The organism is Rhodococcus sp. TAF43, assembly GCF_052113525.1.
In the GTDB taxonomy this organism is placed as follows: Bacteria; Actinomycetota; Actinomycetes; order Mycobacteriales; family Mycobacteriaceae; genus Prescottella.
On record NZ_JBFRDL010000003.1, the window covers coordinates 187239 to 206380 of the forward strand.

The following is a 19142-nucleotide window of genomic DNA, read 5'->3' on the forward strand; positions in this document are numbered from 1 at the left end:
CGCCACCCGCTGGTACAGCTCAGCTGAACGGCGGGCGCGGGTCCAGCCGCAGCGACGCGGCACCCGACGTCCGCCACGCACGGGCCGTGAAATCGGCGTCCTCGTCGGTGACGAGGTTGCCCATCACCCGCACCGCGACGGTCATCATCGCGCGCGAGCGCATCGCGACCGGGCCCGACGCCGGCAGAAAGCGGGCCTGCGTCAGCAGTCCGGCGAGCCGCCGCGCGATCGAGAACGCGCGGCCGTACCGGTCCCGCAGGATCGTCGGCCACGCGTCGGTCAGGTCGTCGTGGTCGAGCACCTGCGCCACCAGGCGCCCGCCCTCGAGCCCGTAGTCGATGCCCTCGCCGTTGAGCGGGTTCACGCACGCCGCGGCGTCGCCGATCAGCGCCCAGTTGCGCCCGGCCACCCCGGACACCGCGCCACCCATCGGCAGCAGCGCCGACGCGACGGAACGCACCTGGCCGTCGAGTTGCCACTCGGCGCGGCGCTGGCCGGCGTACAGCTCGAGCAGGGGCCGCAGCGCGCCCGGAGCGGGGCGCTTGGCCGTCGCGAGGGTGCCGACACCGATGTTGACCTCGCCGGTCCCGAGCGGGAACACCCAGCCGTAGCCGGGCTGCAGCGTGCCGGTGTCGTCGCGCAGTTCGAGATGTGACGTGATCCACCGGTCGTCGCTGCGCGAGGACGTCACGTACGCGCGTGCCGCCACCCCGTACGCGGTGTCGCGGTGCCACTGCCGGCCCAGCTGTTTGCCCAGCGTCGACCGGACACCGTCGGCGACGATCAGCTTCTCGCACGTGACGGTGTGTGTGCCGTCCGCTGTCTTCACCGTCACCGCGCTCACCCGGTCGCCGCGGCGCTCGACCCCGACCGCCTTGGCGCCCTGGACCATTCGAGCGCCTGCCTCGACGGCCGTGAGTCGCAGCCGGTCGTCGAGCTCGGTGCGCCGTACCGCGCTGCCGACCGCGGGCAGGGTGCCGCCGGGCCACGGCAGCTGCAGTTCGCGGCCCCACCCCGTCAGGCGCAGGCCCCGATTGGTGGTGTGCCCGCGGACCCAGTCGCCCAGACCCAGGTGATCGAGTTCGGCGACCGCGCGCGGGGTCAGTCCGTCACCGCAGGTCTTGTCGCGGGGGAAGGTCGCCGCATCGACGAGAAGCACGTCGCGCCCGTCGCGCGCGGCCCACGTGGCCGCCGCCGAGCCCGCCGGACCGGCGCCGACGACCAGGACTTCGGTGCTCGAGGGGAGATGCCGTGAGGAGTGCTCGGGCAGGTTCGGGGCATCGCTGGACCCAGCGGTCGGGAAATGTTCGGCCACCACCCCAGTATCTTCTCAGGCCGAGGTAGCGCAACGCGGTGAGGGCAGGTGTGGTGACAGCCGGTGATACCGCTAGGTTCACTACCGTGGTTACCGAGGCGTCACCGACTACAGGAATGAGTACTGACATCGTGAGCACTGAGGGGTCGGAGCGGGCGGCAGGTTCGGGCACCGTCGTGGCCGGGGTTGACCTCGGCGACCAGCAGCTGGCCGACGTGGTGCGCGACGGTCTCCACCGTGTCGAAGAGCTCCTGGTCAGCGAACTGTCCGACGGCGAGGACTTCCTCACCGAGGCGGCGCTGCACCTCGCGAAGGCCGGCGGCAAGCGGTTCCGTCCGCTGTTCACCGTGCTGACCGCGCAGCTCGGACCCAAGGCRTCCGATCCTGCCGTGGTCACGGCGGCCACCGTCGTCGAGCTCGTCCACCTCGCGACGCTGTATCACGACGACGTCATGGACGAGGCGACCATGCGCCGCGGAGCGCCCAGTGCCAACGCCCGCTGGGGCAACAGCATCGCGATCCTCGCCGGCGACTACCTCTTCGCGCACGCGTCGCGCCTGGTGTCCACGCTCGGCCCGGATGCCGTGCGGATCATCGCCGAGACGTTTGCCGAGCTCGTCACCGGCCAGATGCGCGAGACCATCGGCGTCAAGGAACAGCAGGACCCGGTCGACCACTACCTCAAGGTCGTGTGGGAGAAGACCGGCTCGCTGATCGCCGCGAGCGGACGTTTCGGCGGCACGTTCTCGGGCGCCGACGCCGACCAGATCGAGCGGCTCGAGCGCCTCGGCGACGCCGTCGGGATCGCGTTCCAGATCTCCGACGACATCATCGACATCTCCTCGGTGTCGGACCAGTCCGGCAAGACGCCGGGTACCGATCTCCGCGAGGGCGTCCACACGCTGCCCGTGCTGTATGCATTGCGTGAGGAGGGCGCCGACGCAGACCGGCTGCGCGAGTTGCTCGACGGACCCGTCACCGACGACGCCGAGATCGCGGAGTCGCTCGCGCTGCTCGAGCGTTCCCCGGGCATGGCCGCGGCCAAGGCCAAGCTCGGCGAGTACGCCGACCGGGCCCGCGCCGAGTTGGCTCAGCTGCCGCAGGGACCGGCGAACGAAGCCCTTCTGCGACTCGTCGAGTACACCATCGAACGCGTCGGATGACGCTTCGCTGACGTAGTCTTCGACCCAGCCCGGGAACCGTCTCCCCGGGCTGGTTCGTTGTTCAGGTCAGGAAGCCACGCGGACGTCGCGGCGGTGGAACAGGGAAGAGGCGAGTCGTGCACGGTTACGCAAACGGTGCCAAGACGTTCGGCCTGCTGGTCGGAATGTCGGCACTGATCATCTTCATCGGCTCGTTGTTCCAGAATCAGACGATTCTGATCTTCTCGATCTTCCTGGCCGTCGCGACCAACGCGTGGGCCTACTTCAACAGCGACAAGCTGGCGCTGCGGGCGATGCACGCCCAACCCATCACCGAGGTCCAGGCCCCGGTCATCTACAAGATCGTCCGTGAGCTGGCGACGGCCGCGCACCAGCCGATGCCGCGCCTCTACATCAGCCCCACCGCGGCGCCCAACGCGTTCGCGACGGGACGCAACCCGCGCCACGCGGCGGTGTGCTGCACCAGCGGGATCCTCGACATCCTCGACGAGCGCGAACTGCGCGCGGTGCTCGGGCACGAACTGTCGCACGTCTACAACCGCGACATCCTGATCTCGTCGGTCGCCGGCGCGATGGCCGCGGTCATCTCGGGTCTGGCGAACATGGCGATCTTCGCGAACATGTTCGGGGGCCGCGGCAACGGGCAGGGGGCCAATCCGATTGCGCTGCTGCTGGTCTCGCTGCTGGGGCCGATCGCGGCCACCGTCGTCAAGCTGGCCGTGTCGCGGTCGCGGGAGTACCAGGCCGACCAGTCCGGTGCCGAACTGACCGGCGATCCGCTGGCGCTGGCGTCGGCGCTGCGGAAGCTCGAGCGCGGCACGCAGGCCGCGCCGCTGCCGCCGGAGCCGAAGATCGCCGCGCAGTCGCACATGATGATCGCCAACCCGTTCCGCGCCGGCGACCGGGTCAGCAAGATGTTCTCCACGCACCCGCCCATGGCCGACCGGATCGCCCGTCTGGAGAAGATGGCCGGTGGCGGCTCGCCCGACGGCGGGCTGCCCCCCACCCATCGCGAGTACTGAGTCCTCGGCCGGTCCGCCGTGCATGCGGGGGGACGGCTCGGATCCGACGGAAACGGGCCGCACGCCTCCGCGTGTGCGGAAGGTGTGCGGCCCGTTCGACGGTCCGGTACCGGCGCGGGGCCGGGCGGCGTCAGCGGTAGTTCACGAACTGCAGGGCGATTCCGAAGTCCTCACCCTTGAGCAGCGAGATGACGGCCTGCAGGTCGTCACGCTTCTTGCTGCTCACCCGGAGTTCTTCGCCCTGGATCTGCGCCTTGACGCCCTTGGGGCCCTCGTCGCGGATCTTCTTCGAGATCTTCTTGGCGTTCTCGCTGCTGATGCCCTGCACCAGGGATCCGCTGAGCTTGTAGATCTTGCCGGACTGCGCGGGCTCGCCGGCGTCGAACGCCTTGAGTGAGATGTCACGGCGGATCAGCTTCTCCTTGAAGACGTCGAGCGCCGCATTGAGGCGCTCCTCCGTCTCGGCCGTCAGCGTGATGGTCTCCTCGCCGGACCACTCGATGCTCGCCCCGGTGTTGCGGAAATCGAACCGGGTGCCCAGCTCCTTCGCAGCCTGATGCAGAGCGTTGTCCACCTCTTGACGATCAACCTTGCTCACCACATCGAAGGACGAATCAGCCACTGCACACTCCCAAATCCATAGCGGTCGACCCCACCCGGACAGTGGGGGGTTGCCCTGACGCTATCGGGTCGAGACCACCCCTATCCACCCGGTTTGCATATATGGGGGGGCTTCGTTGTATTCTTCGATACGCGCCAGAGAGCCTGTGCACTCCGGTCGCGAAACCAGGCAGGTTGCCCGAGCGGCCAATGGGAGCGGACTGTAAATCCGTCGGCTTATGCCTACGTAGGTTCGAATCCTACACCTGCCACACAAGTTCAGCCCCGACCCGAAAAGGGTCGGGGCTGAACTGCTTTCGGGGTCCTCTCGTGCCGTCCGGCCCGGCGCCCGGGGCGTATGCCTGTGATCCATCCCACTCAACGGGACCGCGCGGTCTCATCGCATCGGGCGCGCTCTAGCGTCCGGGAGCAAGAGTGGCGCTCGTCACAGGGCGGGTGCCCGAGATGCGCGAAGGAGCCCGATCCTCGATGACAGGTCTGATCAACGCGAACGAGACGTCCGTGGCAGTGCAGCACCCCGGGAAGCTGTTCATCGGTGGCAACTGGGTCGAGCCGTCGACGGGCGCACGGTTCGACGTCGTCAACCCGGCCACCGAGGACGTGTTCCTCACCGTCGCCGAGGCCGACGCGCAGGACATGGCGCGAGCCGTCGATGCCGCCCGGGAGGCATTCGACCGCGGACCGTGGTCGCGTATGACCCACGCCGAGCGCGCGCCCTACCTCCAAGCGATCGGTGCCGGCATCCGCGAGCGCAGCGGCGAACTCGGGCGGATCTGGACCAGCGAGATGGGCATCCTCGCCGCGGTGTCGAGCTATGCGTCGGCGCAGTCCGGTGACGTCTTCGACTACTACGCGAGCCTCGCCGACAGCTACGAGTTCGTCGAGCAGCACCAGCCCGGCTCGGGGGTCGGCGTGGGCCTGCTGGTCCGCGAACCCGTCGGCGTCGTCGCCGCGATCATCCCGTGGAACAGCCCCCTCGGCCTGATCGCCAACAAGGTCGCACCGGCGCTCATCGCGGGCTGCACCGTCGTCGTCAAGGCCTCGCCGGAGGCGCCGGGTGCGGCGTACCTGTTCGCGGAGATCGTGGAGGCGGCCGGACTTCCGGCCGGTGTCGTCAACGTCGTCACCGCCGAACGGGAGGTGTCGGAGCTGCTGGTGCGCAACCCCGGCATCGACAAGGTCACCTTCACCGGCTCCACCGCGGCCGGACGGCGCATCGCGTCGCTGTGCGGGGAGCGGATCGCCCGCTGCACGCTCGAGCTCGGCGGCAAGTCCGCCGGTGTGATCCTCGACGACTACGACCTCGCGACCGCGGCGGCGTCCATCGCACAGTCCGCACGCCTCATGACCGGCCAGGTGTGCGCGTCGCTGACCCGCATCGTCGTCAGCCGGCACCGGCACGACGAGTTCGCCGAGGCCCTGGGTATCGCGATGTCGGCGATCCGCGTCGGTGACCCGTTCGATCCCGCGACCGAGATGGGGCCACTCGCGATGTCGCGTCAGCGCGACAAGGTGGAGGGTCTGATCGCGAAGGGCTGTGAGGAGGGTGCCCGCCTGGTCACCGGCGGTGGTCGTCCCGGCCACCTCGACCGCGGCTTCTTCATCGAACCGACGGTGTTCGGCAACGTCGACAACGCCTCGACCATCGCCCGGGAGGAGATCTTCGGCCCGGTGGTGAGCGTCATCGCCGCCGATGACGAGAACCACGCGGTCGAGATCGCGAACGACACCATCTACGGCCTGAACGCGTCGGTGTTCACCGACGACGTCCAACGGGCGTGGGCGGTGTCCCGGCAGCTGCGATCCGGCACCGTCGGGCACAACGGCTTCAAGACCGACTTCGGGATCGCGTTCGGCGGGTTCAAGCAGTCCGGCATCGGCCGTGAGGGCGGGCTCGACGGCCTGCAGCCGTACTTGGAGGCCAAGACCGTCCTGCTCGACGCGCTGCCCGCGAGCGTGGCCGACAGGCGGTGAGCAGGGCCGACTACCCTCGGGTGCAGGTTCGCGGACCTGTTTGACGAGGTCGTCGACCACGCCGAACGGCTCGTCCCGGACTCCCTCGTGCGGCGCGGGGGAGTCCGTTCGTGTCCGGAGCGCGTGAATGCCGCGCCTTGCCCCCGATTTACCCGCTCTGACCTGCAAATTTGGCACTGGCGCGAAGGTCTGTGTAATCTTCTGGAGGCTTCAGCGCGCAGAGATGCGCAGGACAGCCACGCCCCCTTAGCTCAGTYGGCAGAGCGTTTCCATGGTAAGGAAAAGGTCGACGGTTCGATTCCGTCAGGGGGCTCGCTGGATTGTGGTGTCGCCGGCTTCGCGCGACACTCGACACCGAGGCGGTGTAGCTCAGTTGGTAGAGCAAACGACTCATAATCGTTGTGTCGCCGGTTCAAGTCCGGCCATCGCTACACAAGACGAATGATCCACCCTGATCTATCTATGATCAGATTCACGCGAAAGAAGGCATCCCCGTGGCCTCCTCGACTGACGTTCGGCCCAAGATCACCTTGGCCTGTGAGGTGTGCAAGCACCGTAACTACATCACCAAGAAGAATCGCCGCAACGATCCTGATCGCCTCGAGCTGAAGAAGTTCTGCCCGAACTGCGGAACTCACCAGGCGCATCGCGAGTCCAAGTAAGTTTCTTCTCGGAGTCGACGCTCGCGCGTTAGGTTCACTGTCAGACTGCCCTAACGATATTGCGTCCACAGGGCAGATGGGTGATTCGCTGTGACAGAGACAGTCGTGAGAGAGGCCGAAGTGACCTTCGACCCCGCCGCGCATGCGGCAGCGATGGTCGGACATCACTACCGCGTGAGCGACTTCTACGAGATCGGCCGGGAAAAGGTTCGCGAGTACGCACGTGCGGTGCTCGACGACCACCCCGCCCATCACGATGAGGATGCGGCACGGGGCCTCGGATACGACGGCCTTCTTGCTCCCCTCACGTTCGTGTCGATCGTGGGCATGATCGCGCAGCGCAAGCTGTTCGACGAGGTCGTGACCGGTTACGACCTCAGCCAGATCATGCAGACCGACCAGCGGCTCGTGTTCCACAGGCCGCTCGAGGCCGGCGACCGATTGATCTGCGACGTCTACCTGGAATCGTTCCGCCAGGCTGCGGGCAGTGACATCATCGTCACCAAGAACATCATCTCGGACGTGAACGGTGAACTGGTCCAGACCACCTGGACCACGCTCGTCGCTCGGTCCGGTGGTGAGGTCGACGAGAATATCGCGCACGCGGTCAAGGATGTGATGATGCATGTCGCTCCGTAGGTTCGAGGACGTCACTGTCGGTGACGAACTGCCCGAGCGCGTCGTCACGTTGACCCGTGGCAATCTCGTCAACTACGCCGGCGTGTCGGGCGATCCCAACCCGATCCACTGGAGTGACCATGTGGCCCGACTGGCCGGCTTGCCGGACGTCGTGGCGCACGGCATGCTCACGATGGGTCTGGGCGGCGGGTTCGTCTCGTCATGGCTCGGCGACCCTGGTGCCGTGACCGAATACAACGTTCGGTTCACGAGTCCGGTGTATGTGGCAGCCGACAAGGCTGCCGAAGTGGAGTTCACCGGCAAGATCAAGTCGGTGGACGCCGAAAGCAAGACCGCAGTAGTCGCGATCGTGGCTCGCTCGGAGGGTCGTAAGATCTTCGGTCGGGCCACCGCAACGGTCCGTTTGGCCTGAGTGCCGGGCGGATTGGGTTTGTTCCGGTGCATTGAAGTACACTAGAGTTTCTGGGGTTACTCAGGCGCTGCGCGCTGCCCTACGGGGAAGTTGCAGGCTGTTGCTACAGGCTGTAACTAGTCCGCATGGGGTGGCGCGCATGTCATGTGAATCCAGATAGGTCGATCAGTTCGATCGGTCGACCAAAGGGGCGTAGCTCAACTGGCAGAGCAGCGGTCTCCAAAACCGCAGGTTGCAGGTTCAAGTCCTGTCGCCCCTGCACCCGGACTGGCCAGCGACTGAGAGGAACGACGGTGAGCGACGAGCGCGATAAGCGCGACGACGGCACTACCGGGTCTACGGACTCCGGCCATGTCGACGATTCTGCAGCCGACGCGAGCTCTCGCGCTGAGGCCCCTTCCGATCACGCCCGTGAGGGCGAGGTCTCTGCTGATGAGAGCCCCACGAGTGCGGCCCCAGCAGGAAAGCCCACCGGTAAGCGTTCCGCGCGCCGTGCGGGAACCTCGGAATCGACCGAGCCGGCCAAGACGGTCCAGATGGCCAAGACAGCCAAGGCTGTGTCGTCTGCTACTTCCGTGAAGTCTCCGGAAGCGAAGTCCCGCAAGGCCGACAAGCCGCAGACGGAGAACATCTTCAAGCGGATTCGACGCTTCCTGCGCGAAGTGATTGCCGAGCTCCGTAAGGTCATCTGGCCCAATCGCAAGCAGATGATCACCTACACCAGTGTGGTGCTTGTGTTCGTCGCCTTCATGGTGGCGTTCATCTTCGTCCTCGACCTTGGTTTCGCCAAGGGTATTACCTGGTTGTTCGGCTAGCCGGGAACGCCCGTCGGCGTTTCCGAACGATGTGATTGACGAGAGGAAGAGTGCCTCCAGTGAGCACCCCCGAGAACGACTCTGACGAGGCCATGGCCGAGGAGCGTGTTTCGGCCGAGGCGGTATCCGACGAAGACGGCGTGTCTGCCGAGCTCGAGGTCGAAGACGACGCCGACGTTGCCGGCGACGAGGCCGAGGACGGTGCCATCGCGGAGCAGGCTCCGGAGGTCGCTGAGGAAGCTGCCGATCCTGTCGCCGAGCTGAAGGCCGCGCTCCGCCGGGCACCCGGTGACTGGTACGTCATCCACTCCTACGCCGGGTACGAGAACAAGGTGAAGGCCAACCTCGAGACCCGCGTCCAGAACCTCGACGTCGGTGACTACATCTTCCAGGTGGAAGTTCCCACCGAAGAGGTCACCGAGATCAAGAACGGCCAGCGCAAGCAGGTCAACCGGAAGATCCTGCCCGGCTACATCCTCGTTCGCATGGAGTTGAACGACGAGTCGTGGGGCGCGGTCCGCAACACCCCCGGTGTGACCGGTTTCGTCGGAGCCACGTCGCGTCCGTCGCCGCTGACCCTCAACGAGGTCGTCAAGTTCCTGATGCCCCAGCAGGGCCAGAAGAAGCCTGCCGCGGCTGCTGCCGCTGCCGGTGAGTCGGCCGCCGAAACCGCCGCCAAGCCGACCATCGAGGTCGACTTCGAGGTCGGCGAGTCGGTCACCGTCATGGACGGCCCGTTCGCGACGCTGCCCGCCAGCATCAGCGAGGTCAACGCCGAGCAGCAGAAGCTCAAGGTCCTCGTCTCGATCTTCGGTCGCGAGACCCCGGTGGAGTTGTCCTTCAACCAGGTCTCGAAGATCTAGCTCGGTCCCGAGTGCCAGGCTCGCGCCTGGCACTGTAGGACCCACACACTTGCACGCAGTACGCAAGAAACACACCCAGTAGGAAACAAGGAACGAAGATGCCCCCCAAGAAGAAGAAGCTCGCCGGGCTCATCAAGCTTCAGATCCAGGCTGGTCAGGCTAACCCTGCACCGCCCGTGGGTCCTGCGCTCGGTCAGCACGGCGTGAACATCATGGAGTTCTGCAAGGCTTACAACGCGGCGACTGAGTCCCAGCGCGGCAACGTGATCCCTGTCGAGATCTCCGTCTACGAAGACCGGACCTTCGACTTCAAGCTGAAGACCCCGCCGGCCGCCAAGCTGCTGCTCAAGGCTGCTGGTGTCCAGAAGGGCTCCGGCGAGCCGCACAAGACCAAGGTTGCCACCGTGACCATGGATCAGGTGCGCGAGATCGCGAAGACCAAGCAGGAAGACCTCAACGCGAACGACATCGACGCAGCCGCGAAGATCATCGCCGGCACCGCGCGTTCGATGGGTATCACCGTCGAGGGCTGAGCACAGCGATGCCCTGCACTGACACTGCAGGGTTGATCCTCCACTGTGGGAGGGCCGGCCAGGCCCGCAACCACAACTGAACCATTCACCCGGGTCGAGAGCCCAGGGTGAGAAGTAAGGACAGAAGAAATGGCAAAGCGCAGCAAGGCGTACCTCGCCGCCGCTGAGAAGATCGACGCGGACACGCTCTACAGCCCCCTGCAGGCTGCGAAGCTGGCCAAGGAGACCTCGTCGAGCAAGATGGACGCGACCGTCGAGGTTGCCGTCCGTCTGGGCGTCGACCCCCGCAAGGCGGACCAGATGGTTCGTGGCACGGTCAACCTGCCGCACGGCACCGGTAAGACCGCCCGCGTCGTCGTGTTCGCCGTTGGCGAGAAGGCCGCCGAGGCCGAGGCCGCTGGTGCGGACGCAGTGGGCTCCGAGGACCTGATCGAGCGTATCCAGGGCGGTTGGACCGACTTCGACGCCGCGATCGCCACCCCTGACCAGATGGCCAAGGTCGGCCGCATCGCTCGTGTCCTCGGACCGCGTGGCCTGATGCCGAACCCGAAGACCGGCACGGTCACCCCCGATGTCGCGAAGGCTGTCGCGGACATCAAGGGCGGCAAGATCAACTTCCGCGTCGACAAGCAGGCCAACCTGCACTTCGTGATCGGCAAGGCGTCGTTCGACGACACCAAGCTGGTCGAGAACTACGGTGCGGCGCTGGACGAGATCCTGCGTGCGAAGCCGTCGTCGGCGAAGGGCCGCTACGTCAAGAAGGTCACGGTTTCGACCACCACCGGACCGGGCATCCCGGTGGATCCGAACCGTACCCGCAACCTCCTCGAGGATGGCGAGTAAGTCGCGACTTTCCGCGATCTGATCGACACCGAAGGCCGGCACAGAGAATTCTCTGTGCCGGCCTTCGGCGTTTCAGTGGTCGACTCGCTCCTGGTCTAGGCGCCAGGCCAGCATGGTCGAGCGGCCACAGGCCGGTGCCCACGGCAGGAAGATCGCGACGACGACCGCACACAGCACGACGGAGGCGGTCGCCACGAGCGCGACCAACGCCACCGGGACGTTGATCCAGAGCACCACGTGCCACGAGAAGTGCTCGAGGAGCCATCCGCCCGAGATGGGACCGATGGCGATGGCGAATCCGGCCATTGCCGTCCACGCCGCGATTGCGAGCGCTTTCTCTCGGACGTCGGTGAAGATGTTGATGATCAGTGCGAGCGTCGCCGGGAACACGGCGGCGGCGAACACCCCCATCGCCGCGCGTGCCGCGATCACCTGTTCGAGGGAACCGGCACATGCTCCGGCGACCGACATCACCTGCGACGCGGCTCATTACATGCAACTGTCGGTAACGGTCAATTGTGAGCGCTCCGGCATGTTCGGCACCGAATGTGAAGTAGCGCACAGAATGCACCCTGCCGGGTGTCCGCGTTTTGTGTCGGAGTCGCGACTCCGTTAGGCTGCTCTTTGGAGTTCGGTGCTCGATGCGAATTCCGCCCCGAAACATGTTCTACCAAAGACCGTTGGTCACCGAGTTCAGCAATGGAATCGGTTGAAGGTCCGGGATAGCCCGGCGGCCCACGCAGGAGGACGAGGTGGGGGATGATTGTTGCGCTCGGCCTGGCCGGGTGGATGGATCTCCTCGTGTACGCCCCGTGTGCCCTGCACCGGGGCGTTTTGCATGTCACGGCCCGAAGTGGAACAACGACTGTCACGAGAGGAGGCGAAGTATGGCAAAGCCTGAGAAGGTTTCCGCAGTTGCGGAGATCACCGAGCAGTTCAAGGACTCGTCCGCCGCCGTGATCACGGAATACCGTGGTCTGTCGGTTACGAGTCTGACGCAGCTGCGACGCGCTCTCGGAGAGGGTGCCACCTACTCCGTCGCCAAGAACACCCTGGTCAAGCGTGCCGCCGCTGAGGCGGGCGTCGAGGGCCTTGACGACCTGTTCGTCGGACCGACCGCCATTGCATTCATCAAGGGCGAGCCGGTCGACGCTGCGAAGGCCCTGAAGGCTTTCGCGAAGGACAACAAGGCACTCGTCATCAAGGGCGGGTACATGGACGGCGCTGCGCTGTCCGTGGATCAGGTCAACCAGATCGCGGACCTCGAGTCCCGCGAGATCCTGTTGGCCAAGCTCGCCGGCGCGATGAAGGGCAACTTGGCAAAGGCCGCTGGCCTGTTCAACGCTCCCGCTTCGCAGGTGGCCCGTCTGGCCGCCGCGCTGCAGGAGAAGAAGGCTGCGGAAGGTGGGGCCGCCGAGGCTCCCGCCGACGCCGCTGCCGAATAGCTGATCCGCACCTGCGCATCACAACCATCACCACCTGTCCGGTCGCGGATCGGCGACACAGGACTTAAGAGGAAGGACCGCCACCATGGCGAAGCTCACCACCGAAGAGTTGCTGGACCAGTTCAAGGAGCTCACCCTGCTCGAGCTCTCGGAGTTCGTGAAGGCGTTCGAGGAGACCTTCGAGGTCACCGCTGCTGCTCCGGTCGCCGTTGCCGCTGCCGGCGCTCCGGCTGCTGCCGCTGAGGCTGCCGAGGAGCAGGACGAGTTCGACGTCATCCTCGAGTCGGCTGGCGACAAGAAGATCCAGGTCATCAAGGTCGTCCGTGAGGTCGTCTCCGGCCTGGGCCTGAAGGAAGCCAAGGACCTCGTCGAGGGCGCTCCGAAGGCGATCCTGGAGAAGGTTGCCAAGGACGCGGCCGACGCCGCCAAGGAGAAGCTCGAGGCTGCCGGCGCGAAGATCACCGTCAAGTAAGACGGCTGTCAGCGCTGCTTCCTGACGAAGCATCCAGAAAGAGGGTCGCCCCGTTTCGGGGCGGCCCTCTTTCGTTGCTTCGCCCGATGCCGGAGAATTCGCAATCGCCGGGTTGTGGACCTTACTTACTCGTTAGTAGGATTCGCCGTAACGTATAACACTTCGATGCGATAGAGTGACGCAACCCACAGTGGGCCCACGGTGGGGGGACATGCTTGACGCAGGAGGTAATGGTGGGAGTCGAGGTAGCGGTCGAGGGACTCACGAAGTCGTTCGGCTCACAGAAGATTTGGCAGGACGTGAGTCTCACGCTGCCGGCCGGAGAGGTGAGCGCACTGCTCGGGCCTTCCGGCACCGGTAAGTCCGTGTTCCTGAAGTCGCTGATCGGTCTGCTGCGGCCCGAAGAGGGCTCGATCGTCATCGACGGGACCGACATCCTCCAGTGCTCGTCGCGTGAGCTCTACGAGATCCGCAAGCTGTTCGGTGTCCTCTTCCAGGACGGCGCGCTGTTCGGGTCGATGAACCTGTACGACAACGTCGCGTTCCCGCTGCGCGAGCACACCAAGAAGTCCGAGTCCGAGATCCGCAAGATCGTCATGGAGAAGCTCGAGCTCAACGGACTCGTCGGTGCCGAGGGAAAGCTGCCGGGCGAGATCTCCGGCGGTATGCGCAAGCGTGCCGGCCTCGCCCGCGCGCTCGTGCTCGATCCGCAGATCATCCTCGTCGACGAGCCGGACTCGGGCCTGGACCCCGTCCGCACCACCTACCTCAGCCAGCTGCTGATCGACATCAACGCACAGATCGACGCCACGATTCTGATCGTGACGCACAACATCAACCTGGCCCGCACGGTCCCGGACAACCTGGGCATGCTCTTCCGCAAGCAGCTCGTGATGTTCGGTCCCCGCGAGGTGCTGCTCACCAGTGACGAGCCCGTGGTCCACCAGTTCCTCAACGGCAGCAAGATCGGTCCGATCGGCATGTCGGAGGAGAAGGACGACGCGCAGATGGCGCACGAGCAGGCGCTCGTCGACGCCGGCCACCACCACGGCGGCACCGACGACGTCTACGGTGTCGTGCCGCAGATGCAGGCCACGCCGGGTCTGCCCTTCCGCCAGGCCGTTGCACGCCGTCAGGCCCGCGTCCGCGAGATCCTCCATACCCTGCCGGTCGAGGCGCAGCAGAGCATCATTGCCAGCATGGAAGATGACGCCGCTACCCAGGTGATTCCCGCGTACGACGACGGAGGTCTGGGACAGACCACGTACGAGCGCGGATAGGGGAGCGGCGGATGGGGGGCACCCGAACTTCGATGATGAAGCCGGTCACCGGGGCACTGACGCAGGCCGGCAACATCGTCCAGCTGTTCGTCGACGTGGTTCGCAACACGTTCAAGCGGCCGTTCCAGTTCAAGGAATTCATCGAACAGGCCTGGTTCATCGCCAGTGTGACGATCCTGCCGACCGCGTTGGTCGCCATCCCGTTCGGTGCCGTCGTGTCTCTCCAGACGGGCTCGCTCATCAAACAGCTCGGAGCCGAAGCGTTCACGGGTGCCGCCAGCGTGCTCGCGGTCATCCAGCAGGGCAGTCCGATCGTGACCGCACTGCTGATCGCGGGTGCCGCCGGTTCCGCCGTCACCGCCGATCTCGGTTCACGGACCATCCGTGAGGAGATCGACGCGATGGAAGTGCTCGGCATCAATCCCGTCCAGCGACTCGTCGTGCCGCGCGTTCTCGCGATGGTCCTGGTCGCGGTGCTCCTCAACGGGCTCGTGTCCGTCGTCGGTATCGCCGGCGGCTACTTCTTCAACGTCATCCTCCAAGGTGGCACTCCGGGCGCGTACCTGGCGTCGTTCTCGGCGCTGGCCCAGCTTCCCGACCTCTATATCGCGGAGGTCAAGGCGGCCATCTTCGGCGTCATCGCCGGCGTGATCGCCGCCTACAAGGGACTGACGCCGAAGGGCGGCCCCAAGGGCGTCGGCGAGGCGGTGAACCAGGCGGTCGTCATCACCTTCCTGGTCCTGTTCTTCGCGAACCTGATTCTGACGATGGTGTACCTGCAGATTGTTCCGGCGAAGGGGGCATGACCGGATGACGATCGCGAGGGGACGCGGCGACTACGCGCTGATTCGTGCGCGCCGCTGGGCGCGCAAACCGCTCGACGTGCTCGACAACGCCGGCGAGCAGATGTCGTTCTATTCACGGGCCATTGCGTGGACGCCGCGGACGTTGCGTCGCTACCGCAAGGAGATGCTGCGGCTGCTGGCCGAGGTCACGTTCGGCAGCGGCGCGCTCGCGGTGATCGGCGGCACCATCGGCGTGATCGTGATGATGTCGGGCTTCACCGGCGTCGTCGTCGGCCTGCAGGGGTTCGCCGCGCTCGACCAGATCGGCAGCTCGGTGCTGACCGGCTTCCTGTCGGCGTATGTCAACACCCGTGAGATCGCGCCGATCGTCGCGGCGCTGGCACTGTCGGCCACGGTCGGCTGTGGTTTCACCGCGCAGCTCGGCGCGATGCGCATCTCGGAGGAGATCGATGCGCTCGAGGTGATGGCCGTGCCCAGTGTGCCTTTCCTCGTCACCACCCGGATGATCGCCGGCTTCATCGCGGTGATTCCGCTGTACATCGTCGGCCTGCTCGCCGCCTACCTTGCTTCGCGGGTGGTCTCGACCGTGTTCAACGGGCAGTCGTCCGGCTCGTACGACCACTACTTCAATCTGTTCCTGCCTCCCGAGGACGTTCTGTGGTCCTTCGGCAAGGTGCTCGTGTTCGCGTTCGTCCTGATCCTCATCCACTGCTACTACGGCTTCCATGYCCGCGGCGGCCCGGCCGGCGTCGGTGTCGCGGTCGGCCACGCGGTGCGTACCGCCATCGTCACCATCGCCGTCCTGGACTTCTTCCTGAGCCTCGCCATCTGGGGCACGACGACCACGGTGAGGGTGGCCGGATGATCGAGAGCACGTCGAAGCTGCGCCGCAGGGTATTGGGAGTTGCCTTCTTCCTGGTCCTGGCTCTGTTCGTCGGCGGGACCATCGCCAGCTACAACAAGACCTTCACACCCGTCGTCAAGGTCGACCTGGTCACCGACACCGTCGGCAACGCGCTCCCGCGCAACGCCGATGTCAAGGTGCGCGGTCTGATCGTCGGTGAGGTGCGTGGCGCGTCGACCGAGAACGGCAAGGTCACCTCGGTGATGGCGATCGACCCGGACAAGGCCGAGCTGATCCCGTCCAACACCACCGCTCGTCTGCTGCCCAAGACGCTGTTCGGCGAGCGGTACGTCGACCTCGTCATCCCGGAGAACCCGAGTCCCGACTCGATCGCGGCCGGCGAGACCATCTACCAGGACAAGAGCGGCAACGCCGTCGAGCTCGGCAAGATGCTCGACGGTCTGCTGCCGCTGCTGCAGGCCATCCCGCCGGAGAGCCTGGCCTCGACCCTCGGTGCGCTGTCGCAGGCGCTGGACGGCCGCGGCGAACAGCTCGGGGTGACGCTCGACCAGCTCGACACGATCTTCGCCGGCGTCAACACCCGGATGCCGGACCTGACCGCCGGACTGCAGAGCTTCGCGACGTTCACCCAGACCTACTCGGATGCGGCGCCGCAGCTGATCGACGCGCTCGACAACCTGCGCACCACGAACGCCACGGTGGTGCAGGAACGCAGCTCCATCGATGCGTTGATGGCGTCGGTGACGGCGACGGGATCGAGCACCGCGGACCTGTTGACGACCAACCGGGATTCGCTGATCTCCATCGCCGGCGACTCGCGGGAGGCGCTGGAGATCCTGGCGAGGTTCTCGGGGACCTTCGGCTGCACGTTCGCGAACTTTGCCGACGTGATGGCGCGCTCCGGTGCGATCACCGGCGAGCACTCGCCCAACCCGGGTGCCCGCGCCACGATCGAGCTCGTCAATCCCCGTGGCCGGTACCTGCCCAACCAGGACGAGCCGCGCCTGATCGATACCCGCGGTCCGCGCTGCTACGAGGCGCCGCCGCTGGGCACCGACATCGGGCAGTACCCCGGTGGTTCGATCCACGACGGCTCGTATCAGGTGCCGACCCGCAACGCGGGTGACCAGAACCTTCCCGATGTGGCGGTTCCGCAGTTCTCGGTGCTGCCCGCGACGACCGCTCCGGCCACGTTCGCCGGGTCACCGCTCGAACGCCAGACGTTGGCCGTCGTGTACGGCGAGGCCGCCGGCATCGCGCCGGAGGACGTGCCGTCCTGGACGACCATGATCGGTGCCCCCGCGCTCCGTGGAAAAGAGGTGAGCATCAAGTGAAGCGACAGCTGCGAGGGGTGGCTGCCCCGCTCACCAAGCTCGTGATCTTCGCGCTCGTGACGATTCTCGCGACCGGCGTGCTCGCGCTGACCATCGCGAACACCAGTTCCAGCGGGGGAACCAAGTTCAGCGCGCGGTTCACCGATGTCACGTCGCTCAACAAGGGCGACGAGGTCCGCATCGCCGGCGTCCGGGTCGGCCAGGTGACCAAGATCGAGATCGTCGACGACCGTGAGGCGCAGGTCGAGTTCGCGGTGACGGACCGTGACTGGTTGCCCGCGAGCACGACCGCGACCATCCGGTTCCGGAACCTGGTCGGACAGCGCTACATCGCGCTCGAACAGGGGACCGGACAGCAGGGCTACAAGATGACGGCCGGGGACACGATCCCACTCGGTCGCACCAAGCCCGCAGTGAACCTGACGACGCTGTTCAACGGGTTCCGGCCGCTGTTCCAGACGCTCAGCGCCGATGACGTCAACAAGCTGTCGTACCAGATCATCCAGGTGTTCCAGGGGGAGGGCGGCACCATCGAGGAGCTAGTGGCGAACACCGCGTCGTTGACGAACACGATCGCGGACAAGGACAAGGTGATCGGCGACCTGATCACCAACCTCAATGTAGTGCTCGACACCGTCAACAAGCGGGACGAACAGGTCGATCAGTTGATCGTCAACACCGAGCGTCTGGTGAGCGGGCTGTCCGCGGACCGCGGCGTGATCGGACAGTCGGTGCAGTCGCTGGCGGACCTGACCAGCGCAACCGCCGACCTGCTGGTGCCCACCCGACCGTCGATCCAGGGCTCGATCGCGGGCCTCAACACGCTCGCCGGGCACATCAACGAGAGATCCGACGACGTGAACAAGGTGCTCACGAACCTGCCGATCAAGATGGAGAAGCTCGGTCGAGCCGGCAGCTACGGTTCGTGGTTCCAGTTCTATCTGTGTGGCATCGACGTCGTCGCCGGTCCCGGTACAGCTCCCCAGCTGAACATCCCGTCGAACCTGCCGACGATCAACCAGCCGATCTACACCAACGCGGCTCCCCGGTGCTACGCGGACGGTGGCCAGTGACGAGCTACGAGACCAGGAAGCGCAATCCGGCGGTCACCGGTGCCCTGGGCATCGTCGTCATCCTGCTCGCGACCATGTCGGCGTTCTTCCTCGACAGCCTGCCGATCATCGGGGCCGCGAACCGGTACACCGCGGAGTTCTCCGAGGCGGCCGGGCTCAAGCCCGGCAACGAGGTGCGGGTCGCGGGTGTGAAGGTCGGCAAGGTGTCGAGCGTCGAACTCGACGGTGACCGCGTGCTCGTGTCGTTCCAGACGAAGGACGCCTGGATCGGCGACCAGACCACCGCGTCGATCCAGATCAAGACGATCCTCGGCCAGAAGTATCTCGCGCTCGACCCGCGGGGCACCGAGGTCGCCGATCCGCGTGTGCGGATCCCGCTCGAGCGCACCACGTCGCCGTACGACGTGATCGATGCGTTCGGCGACGCCGCGACGACGCTCGCCGAGATCGACACGACGCAGCTGGCGTCGAGTTTCGAGGTGCTGTCGCAGTCGTTCGCGGGCACGCCCGACGAGATCCGCGGCTCGCTCGACGGCGTGACGCGGCTGTCGGAGACCGTCGCGAAGCGCGACCAGGAGCTCAAGCAGCTGTTCGAGGCGACGAAGCAGACGTCGCAGATCCTCGCGGACCRCAATCAGGAGTTCGAGAAGGTGCTCGCGAACGGTGGCACGCTGCTCGCCGAGCTCAACACCCGCCAGCAGGCGATCGGTCGGCTGCTCACCAGCACCCAGACGCTGTCGCGGGAACTCACCGGTCTGGTTGCCGACAACGAGGCTCAGATCACCCCGGCGCTCACGCAGTTGCAGGGTGCGATCGACATCCTCAACCAGAACCAGCAGAACGTGAGCAAGGCGCTCGAACTGGCGGCGCCGTTCTACCGGATCTACGCGAACGTGCTCGGCAACGGACGATGGTTCGACTCGGTCGTGACCAACCTGACCCCGCCGGGCCTGCCGGACATCCCCGGATACCGTGAGCCGCTGCGCACCCTGGGGGGCAACTGAG

Annotated in this window: 20 protein-coding genes, 4 tRNA genes and 1 pseudogene; 22 read left to right on the forward strand and 3 right to left on the reverse strand. The window is 66.1% G+C overall.

What is annotated here, in order from left to right; genetic code table 11:
* Window positions 1–19 precede the first annotated feature (19 nt).
* On the reverse strand, window positions 20–1270 hold the full coding sequence (locus tag AB4Z09_RS03485; RefSeq protein ID WP_254623031.1) for a geranylgeranyl reductase family protein: 1251 nt from the start codon (window positions 1268–1270) through the stop codon (window positions 20–22).
* Window positions 1271–1431: 161 nt separating this feature from the next.
* Here AB4Z09_RS03485 and AB4Z09_RS03490 point away from each other — a divergent pair, with 161 nt between their 5' ends.
* Window positions 1432–2478 (forward strand): polyprenyl synthetase family protein, encoded by a 1047-nt coding sequence (locus AB4Z09_RS03490; protein ID WP_174912536.1) that lies wholly within the window; start codon window positions 1432–1434, stop codon window positions 2476–2478.
* 116 nt (window positions 2479–2594) lie between these two features.
* On the forward strand, window positions 2595–3500 hold the full coding sequence (gene htpX / locus AB4Z09_RS03495; protein WP_442239170.1) for a zinc metalloprotease HtpX: 906 nt from the start codon (window positions 2595–2597) through the stop codon (window positions 3498–3500).
* Window positions 3501–3630: 130 nt separating this feature from the next.
* On the opposite strand, the gene AB4Z09_RS03500 is transcribed toward htpX, so the two are convergent.
* Window positions 3631–4122 carry a YajQ family cyclic di-GMP-binding protein gene (locus AB4Z09_RS03500; protein WP_114718753.1) on the reverse strand — a complete coding sequence of 164 codons (492 nt, stop codon included), beginning with the start codon at window positions 4120–4122 and terminating at the stop codon, window positions 3631–3633.
* A 167-nt stretch (window positions 4123–4289) separates the two neighbouring features.
* On the opposite strand from AB4Z09_RS03500, the gene AB4Z09_RS03505 reads away from it, so the two are divergent.
* The 12 genes from AB4Z09_RS03505 (at window position 4290) to rplA (ending at window position 10862) form a co-directional block, all read left to right on the forward strand.
* Window positions 4290–4372, forward strand: a tRNA-Tyr gene (locus AB4Z09_RS03505).
* A gap of 217 nt (window positions 4373–4589) precedes the next feature.
* Window positions 4590–6095, forward strand: a complete 1506-nt coding sequence (locus AB4Z09_RS03510; protein WP_174912533.1) for an aldehyde dehydrogenase — start codon at window positions 4590–4592, stop codon at window positions 6093–6095.
* A 240-nt stretch (window positions 6096–6335) separates the two neighbouring features.
* Window positions 6336–6408 (forward strand) — tRNA-Thr (locus AB4Z09_RS03515).
* 45 nt (window positions 6409–6453) lie between these two features.
* Window positions 6454–6526, forward strand: a tRNA-Met gene (locus AB4Z09_RS03520).
* A gap of 63 nt (window positions 6527–6589) precedes the next feature.
* Window positions 6590–6757 (forward strand): 50S ribosomal protein L33, encoded by a 168-nt coding sequence (rpmG, locus tag AB4Z09_RS03525; RefSeq protein WP_031937658.1) that lies wholly within the window; start codon window positions 6590–6592, stop codon window positions 6755–6757.
* Between the two features lie 153 nt (window positions 6758–6910).
* Window positions 6911–7396: a (3R)-hydroxyacyl-ACP dehydratase subunit HadA gene (gene hadA / locus AB4Z09_RS03530; protein ID WP_254623030.1), complete on the forward strand. Its 486-nt coding sequence runs from the start codon at window positions 6911–6913 to the stop codon at window positions 7394–7396.
* Window positions 7383–7808 carry a (3R)-hydroxyacyl-ACP dehydratase subunit HadB gene (hadB, locus tag AB4Z09_RS03535; RefSeq protein ID WP_114718755.1) on the forward strand — a complete coding sequence of 142 codons (426 nt, stop codon included), beginning with the start codon at window positions 7383–7385 and terminating at the stop codon, window positions 7806–7808. The genes hadA and hadB overlap by 14 nt, the downstream gene beginning before the upstream one ends.
* Before the next feature lie 186 nt (window positions 7809–7994).
* Window positions 7995–8067: transfer RNA gene (locus tag AB4Z09_RS03540), tRNA-Trp, on the forward strand.
* Window positions 8068–8101: 34 nt separating this feature from the next.
* Window positions 8102–8623 (forward strand): preprotein translocase subunit SecE, encoded by a 522-nt coding sequence (gene secE / locus AB4Z09_RS03545; protein WP_174912530.1) that lies wholly within the window; start codon window positions 8102–8104, stop codon window positions 8621–8623.
* A gap of 59 nt (window positions 8624–8682) precedes the next feature.
* Window positions 8683–9486, forward strand: coding sequence for a transcription termination/antitermination protein NusG (nusG, locus tag AB4Z09_RS03550; RefSeq protein ID WP_114718757.1), 804 nt, complete (start codon window positions 8683–8685; stop codon window positions 9484–9486).
* A 98-nt stretch (window positions 9487–9584) separates the two neighbouring features.
* Entirely contained in the window at window positions 9585–10019 is a 435-nt protein-coding gene (gene rplK, locus AB4Z09_RS03555) for a 50S ribosomal protein L11 (RefSeq protein WP_031937663.1), read from the forward strand.
* A 129-nt stretch (window positions 10020–10148) separates the two neighbouring features.
* Window positions 10149–10862: a 50S ribosomal protein L1 gene (gene rplA / locus AB4Z09_RS03560; protein ID WP_114718758.1), complete on the forward strand. Its 714-nt coding sequence runs from the start codon at window positions 10149–10151 to the stop codon at window positions 10860–10862.
* Window positions 10863–11036: 174 nt separating this feature from the next.
* Here rplA and AB4Z09_RS03565 read toward each other — a convergent pair.
* A pseudogene (locus AB4Z09_RS03565) lies at window positions 11037–11336 on the reverse strand (MFS transporter); the annotation flags it as partial.
* A gap of 413 nt (window positions 11337–11749) precedes the next feature.
* On the opposite strand from AB4Z09_RS03565, the gene rplJ reads away from it, so the two are divergent.
* The 8 genes from rplJ to AB4Z09_RS03605 all read left to right on the forward strand — a co-directional run bounded on the left by rplJ (window position 11750) and on the right by AB4Z09_RS03605 (window position 19141).
* On the forward strand, window positions 11750–12307 hold the full coding sequence (rplJ, locus tag AB4Z09_RS03570) for a 50S ribosomal protein L10 (protein WP_114718759.1): 558 nt from the start codon (window positions 11750–11752) through the stop codon (window positions 12305–12307).
* A gap of 85 nt (window positions 12308–12392) precedes the next feature.
* Window positions 12393–12779, forward strand: a complete 387-nt coding sequence (gene rplL / locus AB4Z09_RS03575) for a 50S ribosomal protein L7/L12 (protein ID WP_114718760.1) — start codon at window positions 12393–12395, stop codon at window positions 12777–12779.
* A gap of 230 nt (window positions 12780–13009) precedes the next feature.
* Window positions 13010–14059, forward strand: a complete 1050-nt coding sequence (locus AB4Z09_RS03580) for an ABC transporter ATP-binding protein (protein ID WP_114718761.1) — start codon at window positions 13010–13012, stop codon at window positions 14057–14059.
* An 11-nt stretch (window positions 14060–14070) separates the two neighbouring features.
* Complete coding sequence (locus tag AB4Z09_RS03585; RefSeq protein ID WP_114718762.1) at window positions 14071–14865, forward strand: MlaE family ABC transporter permease; 795 nt, start codon at window positions 14071–14073, stop codon at window positions 14863–14865.
* A 4-nt stretch (window positions 14866–14869) separates the two neighbouring features.
* Complete coding sequence (locus tag AB4Z09_RS03590) at window positions 14870–15730, forward strand: MlaE family ABC transporter permease (RefSeq protein ID WP_442239171.1); 861 nt, start codon at window positions 14870–14872, stop codon at window positions 15728–15730.
* Entirely contained in the window at window positions 15727–17064 is a 1338-nt protein-coding gene (locus AB4Z09_RS03595) for an MCE family protein (RefSeq protein WP_114718764.1), read from the forward strand. The genes AB4Z09_RS03590 and AB4Z09_RS03595 overlap by 4 nt, the downstream gene beginning before the upstream one ends.
* Before the next feature lie 8 nt (window positions 17065–17072).
* Window positions 17073–18137: an MCE family protein gene (locus tag AB4Z09_RS03600; protein WP_174914923.1), complete on the forward strand. Its 1065-nt coding sequence runs from the start codon at window positions 17073–17075 to the stop codon at window positions 18135–18137.
* A complete protein-coding gene (locus AB4Z09_RS03605; protein ID WP_442239172.1) occupies window positions 18134–19141 on the forward strand; it encodes an MCE family protein in 1008 nt (335 codons plus the stop codon). Before AB4Z09_RS03600 ends, AB4Z09_RS03605 begins: the two co-directional genes overlap by 4 nt.
* Window position 19142: the final 1 nt, after the last annotated feature.